Origin of the sequence: Halodesulfovibrio sp., from assembly GCF_025210605.1 — a bacterium.
Classification (GTDB): Bacteria; Desulfobacterota; Desulfovibrionia; order Desulfovibrionales; family Desulfovibrionaceae; genus Halodesulfovibrio.
On sequence record NZ_JAOARI010000027.1, the window covers coordinates 124,684 to 146,939 of the forward strand.

At 46.2% G+C, this 22,256-nt stretch carries 1 protein-coding gene; it reads right to left on the reverse strand.

Annotation, left to right across the window (positions count from 1 at the left end):
• Positions 1–5 precede the first annotated feature (5 nt).
• Complete coding sequence (locus N4A56_RS10710) at positions 6–22,256, reverse strand: LEPR-XLL domain-containing protein (RefSeq protein ID WP_295547180.1); 22,251 nt, start codon at positions 22,254–22,256, stop codon at positions 6–8.

A 22,256-nucleotide genomic window follows, 5' to 3' on the forward strand; every position in this document is an offset into this window, starting at 1 on the left:
CAAAATTATTGAGAGTCGCTTACAGGCTCAGACGATACTTCTGGTTCAACAGGCTGGAGACCTTGCAACAGCGCACCATCTTCAGATACAAAGTCTTCACTGGCAGCCCCCCCTTGAACACCGGGTATATCTTCAGAAATCTGTATCAATCCGTCCACATCACGTTCATCAACCATTGGAAGTATTCCCAATTCGCTGGCTGGACGTGTATTTTGAAGGAAGTCACCTTCATTCCTATCCATGAAGAAAGTTCTTTCAACGGACTCAACAGAGCCGTTTCTTTCTTCACCAAAAACAGGGCTGTCAAAAATCTTGTCAGCTTCTCCAAAGCGCAAATCAAGAACAGAGGTATCCGCTGATTCACTCTGCAATTCACTCAAAAGAGACATACGGGAAGAATCAAGCGATTCCCTATCACCAGAAGCATCCCCTATCAGACTCTCTCTGTAACTGCCTCGTGCTTCAGCAATTTCTTCAACAAGGCTTGAGCCAGAAATAATTTGTTGTTTAGACGTTCCTTCGTCGAAACGTTCTTGAGCATTTTCAGCTAAATGCAATCCGCTTTCTTCAAACATGTCTTCCAAAATACGCTGCGGCAAATCTTCACCGAAAACATCTGAAAGAACTGAAGCCTGCTGAGAAAGTGCAACATTCTCTCCAGCCATCTGCTGACTATCGTCATTGCGATCTTTCAGCATTTCGAGATAGCTTGAAGGCTGCGTAGTTGAGGTAGCGCCACTCAGCGGATTACTATTTTCTGAATTATCAGCCGTGCTATCGGAATCCGTATCCCAATTTCCATGGCTGCCACCTGAACTAGGGGCAACCGGTGGAACCACAAAGCCTGTAGTGAAGGAGGTTTTACCTTCACCAGTTACGCCATACAATGGGTCAGTCGTTGCATCAGGATCGTAGGTAACATCACCATCAGTGTAGAGAATCAAATCTCCATCACCGTCGACAATCAATCCCGGATCAACAAGCTGTACACCACCGCGCGCCCAAATATGAGTTCCCTCACCACTTAGTGCAGATAAGTTTTTCACCTGCACATCAAGGGCGTTGCCTTCAGGATCACCAATTTTTCCTGTTGCTTCTGCAAAAAGATTTTCCGCAACAACGTTAAGGGTCGCTTTGGCAAAATCTGCTGCATCGAATTTCACAGGCGCATCGTCAAAGGCATCCACTATAGAGCCATCCTGTGCCGTGAGGTACACATCTTTTTTGCTCTCGAATGTTCCAGCTTTAAGGTCGGTAGCAGAGACATATGTGATTGTTCCGTCACCAGTTATGAGTGCTCCACCGACACCAGTGCCAGCCTCATCGATCATTTCGATAGAACCCTCTGTGGATGTAACAGTAATATCGTTACTTCCTTCAGCTTGGATTTTACCTGCCTGAACTATAGAACCTGAGGTAACTTCAACGGAACCGTCAGTAGCTGCAAGAGAGCCTTCAGCTGCAATTGAAGTGAGCTTAGCAATTACTGCAGTTACTGAATCTGCAACAACGCTTCCTTTAAGCTGCAAAGAATCACCATCAATGGAAAGTGTTCCGTCCGCTACTGTAACATCGTGGCTGATGTCAATTTCACCAGTGCTTGAAAGCTCTACATTACCACCATGAGAGGTAATTCCACCAGTTCCGGTACGGAGTCCATTAATACCCTCTAGGTAGATATCATTCTCAGCATCTGCTGCGACTTTACCATCAACGGACATTGCTTTATCAACCTTGCCCACATCGACAGCCGCAGTAAGGTTTATCACACCACTTAAGGATGTAATCGCCGCGCTGTCAGCTTCACTAAGATCAAAGATTGTTCCAGTACGAGATGTTACAAGAACATTACCTTCAGCAGATATAGAACGGATGTTTGCAGCATTTCCTGCTTCAACAGTTACGCCACCATCAGAAGATGTGATACTTGAAGAAGCATTTTGATCGAATGTACCAGCCTGAGAAGTTACTGTTACATCACCTTTGGTAGTAATTGCTGCAACATTTACATCTTTTTCCGCAGTGATAGTAACGCCACCGTTTGAAGAGGTAAGGAGTGATGCAGTATCCTGCGCTACAGCACCAGTTTGTGCGTCGATGCTTATGTCTCCGTCGGCAGTAATAGAAGCAACAGTCACTTCTGTTTTTGCATCAACGGACACTCCAGCACCTGTAGAAGTGATAGTTGCCGAAGCGTTCTGCTCAAATGCACCAGTTGAAGCAACAATGTTGACATCAGAACTTGCATTGATTGAGCCAGCAGCATGTAAGCGAACATTTTCGCCGCTAAGCGCAATTGCGTTATCGCCGGAAGTGACGGCACCATTAATAGCGAGGTCATTGTCAGCAACCAAGTTAACAGCGCCGGAAACAGCCTGAATGTTGCGATCACCTACTGTAATAGTGGCAGTGTCATGAATAGCAATGCCGCCAGATGTTACCCGTGCACCGAGAGTTCCTTTAACTGTAATATCAAAGTCTTCTCCTCCGGCTACACCGATTCCATTTTTAGCATTCAGCCAAGCATTACCTTCAGCTGTGATGTTTGCACTTTCATCACTATTACCGTCAAGAATCGCACCATCTGTAGAAAGAAGATTGATATCTGCACCGGAAGAGACATCATGCAGCACCATATCGCCAGATGTGGTGACAGACATGCCGCCAGCACCAGCAGTAATAGAACTTCCGTCCGCCATAGTAAGCTTTTCGCTTCGGGCTGCTAGCGTCATAGCGTTACCGGAAAGCGAAGCGCCGTTTGCTAGCTCCACACCCTCTGCATCAAGATCAAGCACACCAGTCGTCACAAGGTCGCCCTCAACGCGTGAAACTTCATCCACCTGAAGGTTATAATTCTTTGCGCTGGTATCTGAAATATAGAGCGTGCCGTGAACCTGTAAGTTTACATTTCCACCAAAGTCGCCAAACAGATAGAAGTCACTGTTAATTTCAAGATTAATATCCTGATTTCGACCAATGATATGCGTAGGAGCTTGATACTCTACATCAGTCGTTGTTGCATCGGTCAATGCCAGCAATGTATTCGCAGTGATATCATTATCAGGATCGTTTGGAGAAAGCTCTTTAAGAGCGCCCTTCGCATTGATAACAACCAGCCCTTGGCTTCCGGCACTTACAGAATCAACGTAAACATCGCTTGAGAAGCTGGTCAGTACAACAGTGTTGCTAATTGCATTGGCAAACATTTTAGCATCAGCAATTTCAAGATCGGACTGTGCTGAAATATCGATCATGCCTTGAGCTATGTGAGCTTTTTCAACATGCAGACTGCCTCTATCAGCAATCTTCAGTTTACCCGTTCCATGAACTGTTGCATCAAGCTTATCCACATTAGTAGTCAAAGCAACGTCACTGGCAGAACTGGTTTTCAGCTTAGTACCTCGTGCAACAGCTTTTTCAACAGTGCTGGTGATTGTACCACCAGAAGACAACGTGATAGAGCCTTCAATCGGCTTCATGCCGTTTTCAATCCAGCGCTGACCGTCAACAACGCTCAATTCGCTGTCTACCACCATGTCTTTGCCTGAAGTCAGTTTAATGATCTCAGGGTTATCACCGTTGTAACCGCCGATGACATTTTCGCCAGCAGTCAATTTTCCTGTTGTGGTAATATCAATTTCAGCACTGGCACGAATAAAGCCATCCTCAAAGATCAGATCGCTGTTTGCATCAATTTCAATTACGCCAGTTGTTCCGCCAGCGCTAATCTCAAACCTATCAAACTGTTTGTCACCAACATTAAGAGCAATTTTGCTCGATGCTTTTGTAATGGTAACATACTGGTAGTCATTTGGATTAATATGGGAAGTTACATCCACAGAGTCTTTATCAAGAATTGTGTAGCGCTTGGCTGTCAGCACTTTATTTCCGTGCGCATCAAAGATGTCTCTTTCCAACACGGTAGTTCCATCAAGAGCGTAAATAGTGCCCGTGCCATCAGCATTCTGTGTAAGAACCGTAATAATGCGTGGCTGAATTCTAGGGTCGTTCAAAGATGCACCTTCAATCTTTGGTGCATAGTATGCTTTATACGCGTACAGCCCTTTATGTTTGTGCTGAACAAGGTGTCCTGAAGGAGTTTCCAGCACAACATCACCGGCGGTATTTTTACGCATCACATACTGCAAATCTGCATCGCGTTTGTACACTACCTGTGGGTTCTCGGCTGTTGCTGTAACTTTGAGAAGATCTACAGCGGAACCATCTGAAGACGAAATGCTTCCAGTAAGAACAACATCACGCTTTGAAATAAACTCAATTTTTCCGCCACCAAAAACGAGATCATTTTCGAGTGTAATATTTTCATCTGATTCGATGGTAATGTTGTCAGCACGGTAGGTTCCGGTAGTTGGTATGACAAACATCTCCCCACTACGCAGCGTCAAATCATTTTCCGCATCAACGTTCACTTCAAGATCAAGCTTACCTGCTGCATCCAATTCAAGAACGCTTCCGCTCCAAATACCCTGCTCAGCACCGGTATCGCGTACAACAACGCTAGAACCGGTTGATCGTAACAGAAGTTCGGAGTCAGCTCCGCCTGCATGAGCGTTATATGCCATCAACACGCCATCAGTGGTCAAAGAAATATTACCATCACCTGTAATAACCTTGGTCACGGTCAAATCTGCACGATTATCGGTAGCATCTTCCGTATTAACGAAGGAAATATCGCCAGTAGCAGTCTGAACATCTAACAGTTCGTTAATTCTGGTTGTCAGCCCTTCTATTCCGGTTTGAGCGGACATACTCAGCTGGTCGGCAATAATCATAGGCTGGTTGCCATTGTTCAAGCCGAAAATACGTCCGCCTGAAGTCAAACTGAAATCACGACGCTCACTAATCACATGAACATTTTTAACGCCCACGTCACCAGCAGCTGTAACGCTGACCTCACCTTCACCAGCTACGATATTCTTAAGATTCACGCCGTCGTCGCTGATATCCCTAACTGTGATATCACCAAGTTGGTAAGAATGGAGATCAAGAGAATTAGCAACGGTAACGATGTCAATTTCACCAGGAACTTCAATGGCAATTTCATCACCGATCATGCGGGATTCGCTACCTGTGTTGGTAATAGAACCCTGCACTTTGATGGAGATGTCACCGTCTCCGCCCTCGCCAACAGCAATAGTGTCATACGTAACACCCGCTCCGTAGACACGGATGCTGATGTCATCGTCATCGCCCATGCCCGCAGTGGTCAATCGACCCGCATTGAGCGCACCGAATGTTGTTACGCTGATGCCACCGTCTGCGGTATCAAAGTCTGCGATATTAAGAGCCTTGGAGTTGACTATAGATAATCCGCCGTCACCTGTATTAGAGACAGTAAGGGTATCGATGGACGTATTGGCAGTGAAACCATTTTTGCTGAGTCCGATAAGTTCGGCTGACTCGATGACGCCGCCAGTCTGTTTAACAGCACCACCTTCTGCGGTAAGCTCCACAGAGCCAAGGCTAGTGATAGATGCACCAGTAAGCAGCATGTCGCCAGAGTCTTTACCGGAAGTAAGATATACAGAGCCTTTTTTCCGTTCGAGAAGAACAGGGCTAGACTCTCCGCTATCACCTTCGGATACACTGTCAGCATCTGCATCATTTGCATGCACAACATCACCGGAATCGCTTGCACCTTTTTCTTCGTCAGATACAGCTTCTTTCTCACTAGCACGTGCGCCGCCAGATTCAGCAAATTCAGCATTACCGCCTGTATTGCTTTCTTCGTGCGCGCCCGCTTCCGGTTCAACTGGATCAGGCGTTGCAGTAACTTCGAGCAAGGAACCTTCGCTGCCAGTAAATCCACCTGTGCCATCCTGACCTGCGTGAATATCGATGTAATTAGCAGCCTTCAAGTGACCGCCGACATTGATATCATCATTAGCCTGAACAACAATGGAGTCGAGGACTTCCATATCACCGTTCAGAACAGCGTCTGCACCTGCATTAACGATGACATCAGTCTCATCAAGGGTAGTTCTAACGGCTGAAGCATCTCCAAATGTGATAGTTCCAACAGCATCGAAACGAATTTCACCCGGAGATTCGATTAACGCTTCAGCAGAAATTTCGTCTCCTGCCCCACCGGAAGGTGCCGCACCATCCACAGTAATGTCACCGCCAGCAGTCATTGTCACAGTGGAAGCATCTCCGATGCCCTTAACCTGACCACTTACAGAAATATCATCCCCGGTGACTACATTGATATCACCTTTGGCTTCCAAAGCATTGCTGTCGAATTTGCCCCACCCAACAAGCTTCTCGTCCATAACTCGTTCAGTGGTAAAGACATTTTGATCACCATAAACTGCCTCATTTCGCCAAACAGTAATTTGTTTGTCTTTTACAGCCTTGGTTGTAGTGTCGTATGTACGGTATTCTGGTCGGCTTCCATAGTGGTCGACAGTCTGCGACGTATAAGAATAATGCAACGTTTTTCGTTTATCGTACACGCCTTCATCATGAGAAGCCCAATCGTAAGAGTAGTCTTTAAACTCTTCGGTAACATTTTGAGCGGTGAGTTTAGGGTCTATTTCGACAATGATACCTAATCCGGACCAGCCACTCCCATAGTCACCCCCCATGCTACTGCTGTACATATCATCGCCTATCCCACTATACACCATCTGCGTATTATCAATTTCATACCCATCGTGCCTAGGTCTCCACATAAGGTGTTTAAAAAGTTGTGCGTCACGTTCTAAGTTTGGCTGCATTCCTATACCAGATGAAGTATGCGGCGGCTTGTTATAGGTACTATAGTGATACCATTGGGTTGAATCAGCAGAAACCTCAGTATCATTATTCCAGTGATACTTCATAAATGGCTGTAAATAATCAAATAAACCTTCAATCTTTGGTTCTTTATACGTAGCAGTATCCCCATAGCCTCCAAGAATGAAGTTCATAGTTGCCAGGGTGACATATCCTTTGCTCTTAGCTAAATCTTTTACAATTTTTTCTACATGTAAGCGTTCTGTATCAGAGTTAAATTGTACCAGTTTTCCACCCTGAGCTGTTGCAGCCTGAACAGCAGCATCAAACTGCCTATAAAATTTAGCAAGATACCCATCCATAGGAATAACATACTGACGCGCAACATAACCGCCACCAGCGTTATCGACCCCAACAACCTTACTATACTGGCGAACAACCGTTTTATTACTCAGACTTTCTGTTTCAGAAAAATATTTGGAAAGTCCGGTTGCTTTCAGGTCTGAGAGGTTACCACCACTGTTTCCATCATGAGTCTTCAATGTATCCGCAGGGTCTGATGGTATAGTCCAGTCAGGAATATCCACATGAGAGCCGGTATGACCATCATTAAGGGTATAGTACATCTTACCACTTCCGGTCTTATACGAGACCGTCCATCTGGCATCTTCACCATCGTCATCTGTTACATCAACCCGAACGCTACCATTACCGTCTGTTTCCCACGGCTCTTTCTCATAATATGTGGATGCAGTATGTGCAGACCCCACCTGAGTATATGTAACAGTAGCTTCTTCATGCGCTTGCCCGACAAGCACATCCTTTTTGCTAATGTCACCCTTGCTCATTACACTCAAAACATCTTTCGCCGCATCTTTTGGCATTCGGATATACTTGTCATTCCAGCCAGCAACGTTGATGTGTACAATCTCTTGGGCATTAGTAAGCCATTTAGGTGTCCAGTTATCTTCTGTAGCATTACCGTTAATTACACGGTGCAACTTATGGTTGGATGATGAGAAGTTATACAGTGCTTTAAACCCTAAATGTTTCAGAACAGCTGCTCTCTGAAGATCATTCAATGTATTAAAACCGCAGTACCCAGATCTATTAAGTCTAGGATCACTAGCACCAGTGGCATCCCAGTTCACATCATCGTTACTGTAATCTCCGCCACTGCCTTCAATAAAGTATTGGCGTGTAACGTTGGTGCTAGCCTTGTAATATCCAACCTGCGTCAGAGTTACATCCATCGTCTTAAAGGAAACACCATCTTTAAATTCTGTGCTGCCTGTTTGTTCAGAAACAGTGGTTGTAATCCATGTTACCTCTGGAACCGTAATAAAACCGTCAGCTATCTGGTTGTACCCTGTTACAACCTTAACCTTATGCGCTTTATTGGTAATAATAGGAACCTGAATTGATTTTTGCCCCTCACCAAGCTGTGCTTCAGAAGCAACACCAAAATCACCGCCTGCGGTAATATTAATATCACCTTCAGAATGTACTGAGCCTGCACCAACTACTTTTACGTATGCATCGCCAAGGGAAGATACATCAACACTAGCGGCTGTCAGCTGTTCTTCTGTCCAGTCAGCACCAACACCGCCACGCAGTTCTATGTTACCTTGAGAAACAAGCTTACCCCCGACGATTACTGACGCCACGCCATTGGCAAGAATCAATGAATCTGCATCAGCGGTAGCGGAAATATTGCCATCAAGCCGGACGTTATCACCGAAGAAATGTACTCGCTCAGCAGCGGTAACCATTCCTGCGCCTTTTACGCCGTCATCGCCAGCTACTAAAATATTGCCGGATACATTGAAGAACACTTCACCGATATCAGAACGGGTACGTACAACACCGCCTGCAAGAACAGTCGCATCCTTACCTGTTACGGTGACTTTGTTCAGCGCATTGACCAAGCCGCCAATTTTACTGTTGCCAGCAGAAGATGCAATATTGATTTCAACCGGATTGACAGAGATTTTTCCATCTTTGCTAACCGGACGCCCAACCTGACCGCCTAAATAGATATCATCTACTGCGGAGAAATCGATGGTTCCACCGGCAGCAACATCAAATGTCGCACCAGACAAGCGTACAGGGTCAGCACCTTTAACAGGGGAGGTTCCGTCGGCAAGCAACACACCTGCTTCATCTACATAGTTTCCGTCAGCATTAACAAGGTTGCCTAACCCGTCCATCAAACGACCGTTCGTGTCGACAAAGTACGTTCCGCTGCTGTCACGTTTGTAAACGTGATCTTCAGAAAGGATTGAAATACCAGTATCGTCATCACCAGCTGTCACAGTAATATTTCTGCCAGCTTCGACAACTCCGTTGAAATGCGCCTGATCGCCAGTGGTAATGCTTACTGTACCGGCTGCGTCATTAGCTTGTATCAAGCCATTTACTACAATGCCGTGATCAGTGTTGATAACAACATGGCTGGAAGGCGCATCACTCACCTGTGCTTCGTGCTCTTTGTCGCCACCAGCTTCAGGGGTAACCACTGGAGGCTCCAAAGCATCAGCAGTGATACTTGAAAGAGAATTCTGACTCAAAGAAACCGCATTGCTACCGCCAACAACATCTATAGTCAGATCACCTGATGATTGCAGCGTACCGCCCTGCTGTGTTGCAATGAGCTTTTCATTAAGAATCTCTCCCCCCACGTTAACGCGCTCAGAGGCGTTAATATCGAGGGTAGAGTCAGCACCAGTCCATTTTTCGGAGTCTTTCTCGAACGTTGCCCCCGCAAGAGCAGAACCAATAACGGTCACCGTCGAACCTTCGAGAACAATTTTACTGTTAGCTTCACTAGTTCCTACCCGAACAGCGTTGCCAATAGTTAACTCATCTGCCGCATCGAAGGTTACAATACCTGTGCCTTGAATTGTCGCACCCTGATAGTAGTAGTCACCATCTGGGACTGATTTATGACCGGAAGCAATGGCTCCTTTCGAAGATGTAATATCTCCGTCAGAAGTCACTGTAAGGGTAGAATCTGCGCTCTCAACTTTGATTACAGAATTAAAAATATCTACAGTGTTGCCAGCATGGAGAGCAAGGTCAGCTTGCACATTGATATTAGCCTGCACAGTCAAATTACGCTGAGCACGAATATCGACTTCCGCACCGTCTATATTTTGCGCTGTAGACTGAATAACACCCTGAATATCCACATCCTTACCGGAGATGGTCAGTCCGGTATCCGCAGTAATTAAGCCGGACTCTTTAAGAACAGTGACTTTTCCATGTTCGGAGCTAACGTCAACTGCTGAAAGAGTGTTAGAGCCTGTGCCGACAACGCCGTTGATAACAACGTCATTCACACCGCTTAATTTAAGCTCACCGCCTCCACCAGTGGAGAGAATTTTAGAAGTGCCTTCGACACGAAGACTTTCTTGCCCTTCAGACTGAACAGAACCACCTGTAATAATGACATCATCGTAGGCTTTAAGATTGCCACGAATAGTCAGGCTTGTATCAGCATTGAGAATGATATCTGAGCCTTCGCCACCAGCAATGATGTCACCCCAGATTTCACCGTTCTCTCCAGCATTAAACTTGATAGAACCATTTACGGTTTCCAGTACGCCAGTAGCATCAATATCAATGTCTTTACCATCCGGAGAAGTACCGGAGTACATATTGATAGCTTTATTGGCGATAACCTTGCCAGCTACGTAGATTTTTTGGTTCGGTCCATTTTCTGCACCAAGGTTGACTACAGAGCCAGCATTACGGGCATCAATTGCGTAGTACAAACCAGAGGTGAGATCGTCAGAAACAGTATCGAATCCAAGCAGATCAGCGTTAACTGAGGAAGACTTCAAAGTCATGCTGTACGGTCCGGTCAAAATCAAGCGACCATCACGCAGCTTAACTTTCATATCAGGGTCAACAAGAGCGCTTGAAGGGTCATCAGCAAAATCTGTGTACGAATCGCCAACTGTGTACGTATCAACATCGGAACGGGTAATTTTCCAATCAGCTGCTTCCAGTGCCGCTTGAATATCTTTGAGCAAGTCATTGATGCTCGTATTATCAGCGGTGTCTGCTGCGGAAAGAGTTACCGTAGCGCTAATATCGTAGCTGACCTTATCAAGAACAAGGTCAAGAGTAACATCTTGAGGCAGCACACCATTTGCAGCATACGGCCACGCTTTAGCAAGAATCTCATTTGTATGTGCTGGGGCAAGAACATCGATACGCCCCGGGGCATTGAGATTGATTGTAGAATTTTCCAACCATGTTTCAAGCTGTGCCGAGCCTTGTAATACAATACCTCGGTCAGCGTATCGAGAATTCGTATCAGCGGAACCAGTACCGCCTACAAGATCAATGGAGCGTCCGGCTTTGAGTCCCACACCAACTCGAATTTGCTTTTCTGCTTCAATCCGAATTGCAGATGCACCACCAAAGGTTTCAATTATACGACCTTGGTAGACTCCTGACGCATCACGAACCTGATTAACTTGTCCACCAGCAGCTAACAGACCAATAATTTCTGCATCACCTGCGGAGGTAATAGTAATATTTCCATCAGCTTTTTTGACTGCAATTTCAGAAGCGCCATGAACACGAACACCCATGCCGCTGTCATTCATACCACCTTCGATAGTTACATCACCAGCAGAATGAATGTACCCGCCTGTAGTCGTCGGGGTTCCACCTTTGGTTACGGTGTTACCACCGATGAAAGCTTGACCTTGCACATCGATATCAACCTGACCAGCGACACCTGACCAATTGACATGCTGAGAAAGAAGGTTTCCGTCGTCGTCAAAGTTCTGCACCAGTGAGCCACCCGCAACAAGAGTACCCATCATCTCCATATTGCCGGAACCGGTAATAGTAATATTACCGCCTTCGTTCTGGTATCCCCGTGCAGTCATGCCACCAGCAGTTGTGACAAGGAGTCCGCGCTTTTCATCGTCAGAACCTGGAGTTCCGCCTTTTACAGCAACATTCCCTGCTGCAAGAAGCCCGCTGCCAAGCAACAACTGTTCACCTGCGGATACACTAAGGTCTGCACCTAGACCGGACCAGATAACTCCTGATTTTCCTACAGAACCACCTGCCAGCAGAACGCCGTAAACATCAACGTCCTTTGAGCCTTTCACTACGATGTCAGCATCGTTACCAGTTGTACGCATTTGCGCTGTATCGTGCAGGTACACGCTGGTAGAATGCATATCGCTTCCGCCATGATCGGTTCCGTCCGTGCCTATCCCGCCAAGAACTGTAAGATCGTCTGTCGTATCTACAAATCCTTCAATGTATGTGAAGGAGTCTGAATGCAGCGTCAGGTCAGAATTTTCACCAGTAACGTGAATATTGCCACGCAGGATGAAGTCATCATTGGAACCCAGCACGACTTTGCGGTTCTCACCAAGAGATGTGACGGTACCTGTAACCATCAAACCGTAGCCGGAATCATGGTCTGCAAGGTAATGATCTGCATCCAGTTGCTTTAAATTTTTGAAGTATGCTGATTTATTATAAATAGTATACTGAGCGAGATAGCTGGCATGATCTGGATCACCATACTCAGCATTGTCGTGCACGGAAGCACCAGAAGAAACAGCAAGTCCGCCTGAAACAGTCAGGGAACCGGCAATGAGCATTTCATTTCCAGAACTCAAGCTGATATCAGCATTTGCACCTGTCAAAATCGGAGTGATACCATCGGCAGCAAAACGAATACCTGCAAAGGTTGCTGAACCGGAGTTAAGAGCCAGTACGCCACCAGCATCAACGCTGATTCGAGAATCAGCCCCTTGTGTAACTAATCGTCCGCCTTCATTAAGCAGGAAGTCTGTTCCAGCTGTAATATTGATAGCTGATGCATTCCCTTTAGCTTCTACTGTACCGGCTGCCTGCATGGCGTGGCTGGTATTGATATCAATTCTAGAGTTTGCATTCAGAGACTCAATGCGCGCTCCTGAATCCATAAAGAAGGAATGGATTCCATTAGGAGGCTGAACATATGCTCCGGACGAGGTAGGGTTGGTTCCGGTAGATGCGGTCACATCGATATCAATAAGATCGTCGCCAATCACCCAGCCACCCACATGCAGCTGATCTGTAACATTGATAATTACATTTTCACCACGTACGCCAGAATCTGGAAGACCGATTGGGTCATGATAGTTCTGCGGACGAACTGACATCGTGGTTCCATGAAATTCTACTGTATTATTATCCGCACGCACATCACCGGCGATCTGTATATCAGCAGACTGGAACACAGTGTGATCGCGCAAGGTCGCCTGAACATCGCGGGCTACCGATGGAGTACGCTTAACATGTGTAGCATGCAGAAGGTCACCAATAACCATGGTGTTGCCAGCGTCCGCACGTCCGATAGTAATTTTATTGAATCCGTCTGCCAGTGCCGCAAAATCACGCATACCCATAGACATAGTATGCAAATTGGCAACATCATCACGAGCCAATTCAGCCCCAGTAAGCGGCGCTTCAGCTGCATACCCAAACAGATATTTCCATGCCTGCTGGTTTGCTCGAATATTTAAATCACCCGTGCCGATAACTTTTTCAGCACCCGATTTAAAATCGATATCATCAACGGTAAGCGTAATGTCACCGTCAGCTTTTTTGGTATGGATAACACCGGATTCAAGAGTAAGCAGGGCATCCTTTCCAGTTTGTGTAAGAACAAAGTCACCATTACCGACTTCTACAGCGTAATCAGTGCGTCCACGCTGTAACAAGGTAGTCCAGTCAGCTGTTGCTGCATCGTCCCACTCAACGCTAGATTCCCAGTGATCTTCGCCATGCGCTGTATCAAAACGGAATCCAGCATCTTCAACGCCGCTTACTGCACGTTCTACAATGACATTCACGTCATCAGATTCGGTAATAACGATATCGCCTGCGCCACGAGCATTTGTAACAGCAGTCAAATCTTTAACTTTAGTGAGAAGTGCAGACGACTTAGTTCCTATAGCGTTATGCGCCTTAAGTTGCAGATAACTTCCGGCTGCCAGAATTTCAGCTCCACTTGCTCCACGCAAAATAGAACCATCCGCGCTAATCATGCGAATCCATCCGGCACCGTCACCAGCATCACCGCTCCCCGCAGAAACAATGACGTCTGCATCGAAGATGATGTCTGCATCATTGCCGTATGCACGGATATCTACATACCCGTTGGAAGTCGCGATAAGACGCTCATCAACAGTCAGAGTAGACAATGAATCCAAAATGACATGCGAGGCTTTAACAGCGCTGTCCATTCTCACTTCATCAGCAACTGCTCTGAACCCTGTAGAGCCAAGGTTTGAAATATTGTTTGAGGCTTTTGTGTCGTAGAAGACATCGCCGCCAAATGATTTGATCTCACTTCCGTTGTAATTGGAACCCTTGCCAGCCAGTGTCAGACGATCAATACCAGCATCAAAATTAACGACTTCACGTCCGTTATCCACTTGACCACTATTAATGAAGATCGCTTTATCTAAACGAGTCTGAGTGGCAATTACTTCGTCAAAATCACCAAGGGTATCAGTAACATTGTATGTTCCACTCGCACCTCGAGCCTGTGAGCGTCCCATAGTGAAGCGGTAGTCATCGTTACCGCCGTTATCGGTAATATCTACAGACCAATCGACAAAACTATTGATGCGTACGTTATCATCACCAGAGCCGAGAACGATAGAAGTCACTTTACCAGTGCTTATACGGAACTCGCCGCTATCAGCGTTAACAGCACTTACACCATTGCGCCCAACGGAAATATCCAGCCCAGCGGTAACACCGGAGAAATCGAGAGAAATTTCACCCTGTGTATCAGAGAATCTGTCAGAACCATAATTGTCTTTAAACACATACGTGTCGTTTCCGGCACCGCCACGCAACTGGTCTGCACCGCTACCGCCTTCAAGACTGTCTGCCCCTGCATTACCGTAAAGTCTGTCATTACCGCTGCCACCGATGAGGGTGTCATCGCCTGCTGCACCGGTAAGCTTATCTTTACCTGCACCGCCATCAAGGATTGTCCCTGTGTTGCCGGACATGACAGTGATGGTATCGTTACCGTCTTCACCACGGACACGACCACCGCCATCACCAAGAAGAATAACGTCATCACCTGCGCCACCGCGAACATCCACAAACACGCCACTCAAACGTGAAGCGTCAAGCATGTCATCGCCGTCACCAAGATCGATGACTACTTTATTGACATTACTATAAGTCTGATACCAGCCGTCGAACTCAATGGCGACTTCACCTGAATCACCGTAAAGCCAGAAGCTTTCACCAAAATCATCTGTATTGAAGTACTCGCGATCTCCAGCGAGGGAACCGGCATTAATAGTCAGAACTCCACCATTAACAACACCAAGGGTCGGTTTGACGGTTGGAGCCATAACATCTTTTTCGTACAGGGTCTTTTTAAAGAGGTTTTGGTCAATAACTCTCTTCTTGCCCACAATCGGAATTTTAACGTCTACGTAAGCATTCGCTTCTACACGGGTCTCTGTCTCAAGGTTAAACAGGTTGCCAAAGCCTTTCACATATCCTTTGCCCTCATAACCGTACATGGTCATGATCTCGGACATGCGAACTTTCCCGTCATCTTCGTAGTCAACTTTTGTTACGTAGCCCTGTGCATCTTTGGTGAGCACAGATTTTTCAATATCTTTGAGATCGAGGTCAGCGTCAAAAATAATTTCACCGGTGAGACCACCCGCAACTACGCCTGCATTAACACCTGCTTCAAGCCCGATGGAAACATCAAACATTACCTCCGGCTTCGGCATACCGCCCGTTCCCGGAACAATTGCGCCATCTCTAAATTCTGGCATGGTCACGTTAGACACGTAGAAACCATCAAACGCATCTATTGGGTTACCGCTATTCATAGATTTGCGCAGACCGGAAGTATCGTATCCAAACGCCATATCCGCAGCCAATGAAATATCACCTGTTGCGAATACACCAAACTTGGCAGGTCCCATCTTAACCCCGTAGATAGGTACATCTACAGATGCCGCCTGCTTCATAATAGGCATTTCATACGTAAAGAGCGTAGCATCACCGCCGGTAAGGATACTCATCCAGTTGGAAAGATCAGTAATATACTCCATGTATCGGAAACCGGTGCGTGCAGATTTTTCTCCTGCACCACCATTGCCGGTTTTATCGACGCTATCTTCCTGTGCTTCAAGCTTAGCAAGCTTTTGCTGATCTTCAGGGGACTGTTTTTCCTGCGCAGATGTATTATCAGTACCGAGTCCGGTGATATCACCTAAGTAGATAATGCCACCATTATCCGCCCAACCGCGCACAGTGTCAGGCATGTCAATCATCGCTTTTACAGCTTTAACAAAGCCCCAATCCATGGCGGATTTACCCTGCAACTGCATACAAGTATCGATAACATCCATCACGTTGTGAACACCGATCATGTCCAGCCCGGGAACTTTCGTGTAAAGGCTGCTGATAACAGGGTCCAAAGGAGACAATACGTCGCTTACTTGCTCGGTAATCGGCAACAGGAAGTCATTTACAAGCGAATCAACATCAATACCAAAGTGTTTAAAGCCAATATCAGCTTCATCCATTCCGGTAACGCTGGAGTAATCCCAGTCAATAACTAAATCAGCCACGAGCTTTGGCATAGGGACTTTATCGCTATCCACCTCAAGCACGATGCCCATGTTGATATCTGTGTCCACATCGAACTCATCCACAAAAACCTTGTCCATTGGTGTGGAATTCAAGTAGTTCAAGCCCATGCGTCCGCGCTTGTCGCCGACAAAATCCATCTGGTAGGAGCCTCTCAGACCGCTAGCCTGAAATCCTGCCTGATTCGTATTATGATCTTTATCTGTGAGGGTAGCTTTAAAGAAGGCGAGCTTTCCGACTCCGTTAAATGCTTCGATGGCTTTGGTCTTAACATCGCTATCGAGCAGAATATCAACATCCACCTGAAATTCAGGATCATCATCGTTCTGCGCGACCATGTAGAACCCTTCTGCACCACTAATCCCTGTACCAAAATCAAGAGACCAGTCCATGTCGAGCGCAAACCCGCCATCAAGCTCAAGGTTGAATCCCGGAAGATCAATATCGAGAGGAATATCAACATTAGCACCGACGATGTTACCGCCGAGCTTCATATCAAACTGAATCGAATCTACATCGATCGGGATTTCGCCATCCAACGCCCAATCGCCGAGTTTGACACTGTTAGTATCGTACCAACCGACCAGAACGTCATCAATATCAATATCACCGTCTCTATCGGAGTCCTGCAAGATATGAAGCTTTGTGGAGAACACGTCAAAGTAACTCTGCTGCACAAGGCGAATCAATCCACCCTCTATAGTCAGGTTCTGTCGTAAGTCTGCTAACAGGTCGATCCGGATATCATTAATGAATCCGCTGAAATCTCCCAACACGTCACCAATAAGCGGCAGCTTGACACCAAACCCATCAAGAAACACATCCTGAATCATAGCCAAGCTGTCATCAATACCGTCGATGATTATACCCGGATCATTAAGGATGGACATGAGCCCGAAGCTGCCACCAAGATCTTCAAATTTTTGTACAATATTTGGTGTTTGAATCTTAACAATCGGCTGTACAGAAATTCCATCTGGAGCATTTAAGGCAGGCATCAAGTCGCCAAGATCTGCACCCGGTGCCATGCTGACAATAAGATGCTGGCTGAAATTATTTTCAATACCACCGAAGTCAAGACGGACAGGCAGATCAACAAACAGCCTACCGGAAACTTCTGGCTTCAAGTTAAACTTCAGAAGTTCCGGCCCTAGATTCTTGCCATCTTTGTAGACGTCGAACATGAAACGCCCATCATCCGTCTCAGGAATTCTGGCGAGTTCATCAGCAGCTAAACCAGCCTCAAGGGCATCTGTAGCAAGCTGATCGAGATGCACTACCAACGTTGCGTAGTCATCTTTTGTATCCACACGTCCGTCACCGTCGATAACGGCTACCCCGCCTTCTACACCGAGGCTCAGAGGACCGGCATCAAATGCCATATTAAGGTCAGTACCCTCTACACGATACGCGAGCGTAGCCTTAGTGCCACGCTTAACAGCGCTATTGTCAGGATCGGAATCAAAAAGGAAAATTTCTGGCTCGCTGTCATCAGGGAAACGCAATCCAGCATCAAGCTGAAGGTCAAAGAAACCATCCAGTTTGATATTTGCCGCAGCGCCTCGACCTTGCTTGTCCGACAACATATCCAGTCCTGCAAGGGCTGCCAGTTGTCCTCCTGCAAGATTCTGCAACGTTTTCAGATCAAGGTTGAAGGTAAAGAGCTTACTGAAGAATTGTTTGTAATCAAGGTGAATACCAAGAATGCCGCCTTCACCAAGGTACAAGGCAAAGGACTGATCGAACGTATCCGCGTTGTTATCTTCGCTGATACCAAGAGCCTTCTCGATACAGGATTCAACTTCCTGAAGTGTTCCAGCTGGGTTTGCTCCAGCACGCTCAAGAACAGCTAAAAAGTCATCGGCAAGAGACAACGTATCTGCAAGAGATGTGTTGATAAGAGGGATATTAGCATTGTAAAAATCGTTTTGCCCCACACCCTGCTCAATAAAATCAATTCCCATACGTAACGCACGGATAATATCAAGGAATGAAGCATCCTTAAATGCAAAGCTGTCACCAAGATCAGGTGTCACCAGCACGGTATCATTTGCAGTCGCCTTACCACTATCTACATAGTTTTTAAGATCAAATGCGTTTGCTATCGGCTGAGAAACTTTAACAGTGCTCCCCGGAGTAATGAAGTCCTGCACATACAACGCAACCTGTGCCGTATCATTGACGGGAATATCGGAGCCAAGCCCAGGATTAACAGTCAGACGCTTGAGCACCGCCGAAGCGCTTCCTGTAAGATTGATAGCAAAGGAATCCATGAAACTACCGCTGGTAATTTCATCAATAGTAAATTGCTTACTGCCGGAATCTTTAGTCAAAGAGCCTGTTGCAGAGGACAATACTTGAATTTTTGAACCGGAACCTCCGCCGCCCACAGTAACGCCAAGATATCCGATTTTTGCAGCAACAACAGGATCGTTCACGGTCAGAGACATGTCCGCACTAATGCGTACATCTTCTACGCCAATGCGGGCAGCTTCATTCAGCACATAGGCTGCACCGCTCACAGCAACTGTGGCAGCCTGATCTAACTCAAGTGTCGTAGAGTTAGTGACGCTAACAACTTTATATGTGTACCCGTCAATCTCAAGGGTATACCCGACTAAAGAGTCATCAAAGTTCGCACTGTCCGAAGTAAAGGTAGTTTTACCTTTTTGGATAGAGCCGTCTTTGCCGCTAACGGACGCATCACCCAAATCAAAGAATAACTTAAACCCACCACGAACTGTCGGCTTAATTACACCTTTTGCAGTGGTGTTTAACCCAGACAGCTCTCCCATATCGAAATCAAAAACCAGCTCTTTTTCCAGCGGAGTCAGGTTATGCTCAAACGCGATAGGAATCGTAAATTTTCCGGTAGCTACATCGTATTCAACCGTCATTCCAGCAGGCAGGATTCCTGCTTTGTTAATAGCGTTTGTAAACTCTTGAACAGTTTTTATCTGCTCTTTCTTAGTCTTAACGCTCAATCCGCTCAGGCTGGCATCTACCTTAAACGCACGGTTGAATGTGATTGTGCGTGTGTCTAAATCAATAGATCGAATCTGGCGGGTTACACCATCCTCAAACGTCACATACTGGTTGAGTAAAGCTGAGGTAAGGGTAATACCGTCACCGACAACCATCTCAGTAGTACCTTTTGTCACTGTACCTGAGAGGTTATCCAGAAGAGTTATTTGTGGACGGTTAAAATCAATCTTTGAATATACAGCTTTGTCAAACCCGCTGGCAAAATTAAACACTTGATCCAGCGTGCCTTCAACAAACGGAATTTTCTTTGCAAAACTGTCGGAGTTCTGCATACTTTCCAACATGTCCATAAATTCAGGGAACATGAGGATTAAATCACCAACAGTAAAAGAGGAGAAACCTTTGAAGGAATCGAAATTTTTTACACGGTAGTTAAATTCATCATTGGAAGTAAGCGGAGAACCTTCAACTACAATGGTTGCAGGCTCGCCACCGCCAAGAGATTCACCACCAATAGTTGCAAATACAGGAAGTTCAGCGCAGATACGATCTGAAATTACGGTGTTGGTAAATGTGTTGCTGGAATCAAGCCCTAAGCGACCTGTAAGGTTGATTTCAAGAGATGCACCACGGCTATCATTGCCTAACTGAACAGCAAGTGCCCCGTAGCTTGCATCTAACTGCAAGTTATGCAGATCGGCACGAATTTCGTAATCCATGTTACCGAGTTCAAAGGTAGCATTGCCAGTGTTCCAATCAACAACCACACCAAAATCAACTTTGTTGGCAACGTCAACATCCACAACGAGCTTGTCATCCAGTGTCAGACCATAGCCAGACACTTTTTTGCCAAAGTCAATTTCAATCGATTTACGGGTAGTTATAGTTTTATTGAAACCAAGTTTGAATCCGTCATCAACGAGACCAAGTACAAGCCCACCAGTCTGTGCAGGAGTCCACTCCGCTTTAAGGTACGCATACAGTCCTTGTAAGGTTGGAACTCCCCCAGTCGCGCTATAATCACCAACTGGAATCGTTGCAGCATCACCAGTTAAGTCTGCACCAGTAATAGTTTTGAGGTAAGCTCTGATGTAGTCACCGATTTTAAATAAATCGGTCATCCCCAGCAGACTTTCAAGAGTCGCATCCGTTCCGGGAATAGTTTCAGCAAGGATGCTTGGCTCTGTGATGTTGCCATCTTCGTCTACTGAAGCAACTAACTTATCTTTAAGACTGGTAATACGCTGAGCAGCTGCATCTAACTGTGTAGCCAACGCAGCATTAAGTGTCATATCCAGATTACCAACATCAAGCAGATGAACCTGATCGACTGCATCGAACTTAATAGCACGCTGCGTACCGGAAATATTGAAAGACTCGTCTACAGTTCGACGCAGGGTATTAGCTTTAAGCGTCGCTGTAGAACTCATCGTTATGCCGCTGCCAGATGAAAGAGCGACATCCGCGGAACCGCTTAATGCATACCCCGCCATGCCGGAATCACCATTGGTCACAACCATGGCAACCCAGCCATTGCTGAGAGTAGCACCGGAACCTATTCTTGAGGTAATGGCACTGCCATCAATACGCAGGGAAGATTTATTGCCGGAACGAATCTGCTCAATAACGAAAGAGCCTTGCATATCAGCAAGGTTATCAATCTTCAGATTCATGTTACCACGAACTGTCGCAGCAACATCGCTGGCAAGGTCGATTGAGACTGCCCCGACAGCTCGGTTAATATCAGCGCCGGTTGTGTTGAAAGTATAGGTTGCAGAGCCGGACATAACAACGCCTGTCAGCCCATCCATACGAACATCACCAGTCAACGAGCCTGCAACTCCGCTATCCGTAACAAACAATGCACCGGAGGCATTCACTAGAGAAATTGAGGCATCGCCGCCTTCAATCTCAGCGGTAAGGTTGGAGACAAGAACCTCATACCCAGAGTGGTCATCAGCAAAAGAGAATGTAAATTCACCCGCAAGCGTTTGCCCTGCCATGGAAAACGAGCCATTGACAGTGACAGAGTCGATATTGGCAGCATCCGCTATAAAATCAAGGTACTTGACGAGTTCTTCGCTGTCTGCAAACTCCGGCATCATACCACCTGGAGTTTCAATAACTTCAAGCTGAAGCTTGTTTGCAGAGTAGATAGGTCTAAAGCTCAAGCCATTGCCAAGCTCAAGCCCTTTATATTCAGAAAACTTTCCGGAGTAGCTAGTATAATTGATGATGTCGTAAACCTGTCCGGCAGTGGGGGTAAAATTGCCGAGCAGTTTTATTTCTAATGTTCCATCAAAGGTAGCATTACCTGCAACATTAATCTGGTCAAAGCCGTTGGCATCACCAGCATTACCTGTCCCAGCAACTTCCATTACCAGTGTACCATCAGCAGTTTGTGAGTAAGCCTCTACAGACTGTACTCCCGGAGAGTTACCGGGAGAAACTTTTCCGTCATTGACTACAGAGCCTCTAATACTGCCGGAACCGGTGAGGATTTCATCACCGTCAACGACAAGTCCGTTAGGAGCTTCTAAGGCTTGATCTGGCGTAAGGTGAATATCAGTCAGCCCAGCATTTTCAGGATGGATTTCAGCAGCAGTTGCTGACTGTTTAGGGAGAACGCCGTCATGTTGCAAGTCAACCAGTGCACCATCAACTTCTGGTTGATAGTCTTTGATTCCAGCTACTTTTTCGACAGATTTTTCATTGGCTGTAAGAACATCTGCACCTGCTTCATCTGAACTGCCTGCATCATTCGGCTGTTCCACTGGCTCGATCATTGCCTCACCAGAAAGAAGAATACGCTGTTCCAATTTATCAAAACACCAGTTGCTAACCGGATACTCGAACTTTTTAGTCAT

What these genes read in the sequence shown, in the direction of transcription:
- N4A56_RS10710 (WP_295547180.1), bottom strand. Translation starts at nt 22,256, where the DNA reads ATGACTAAAAAGTTCGAGTATCCGGTTAGCAACTGGTGTTTTGATAAA.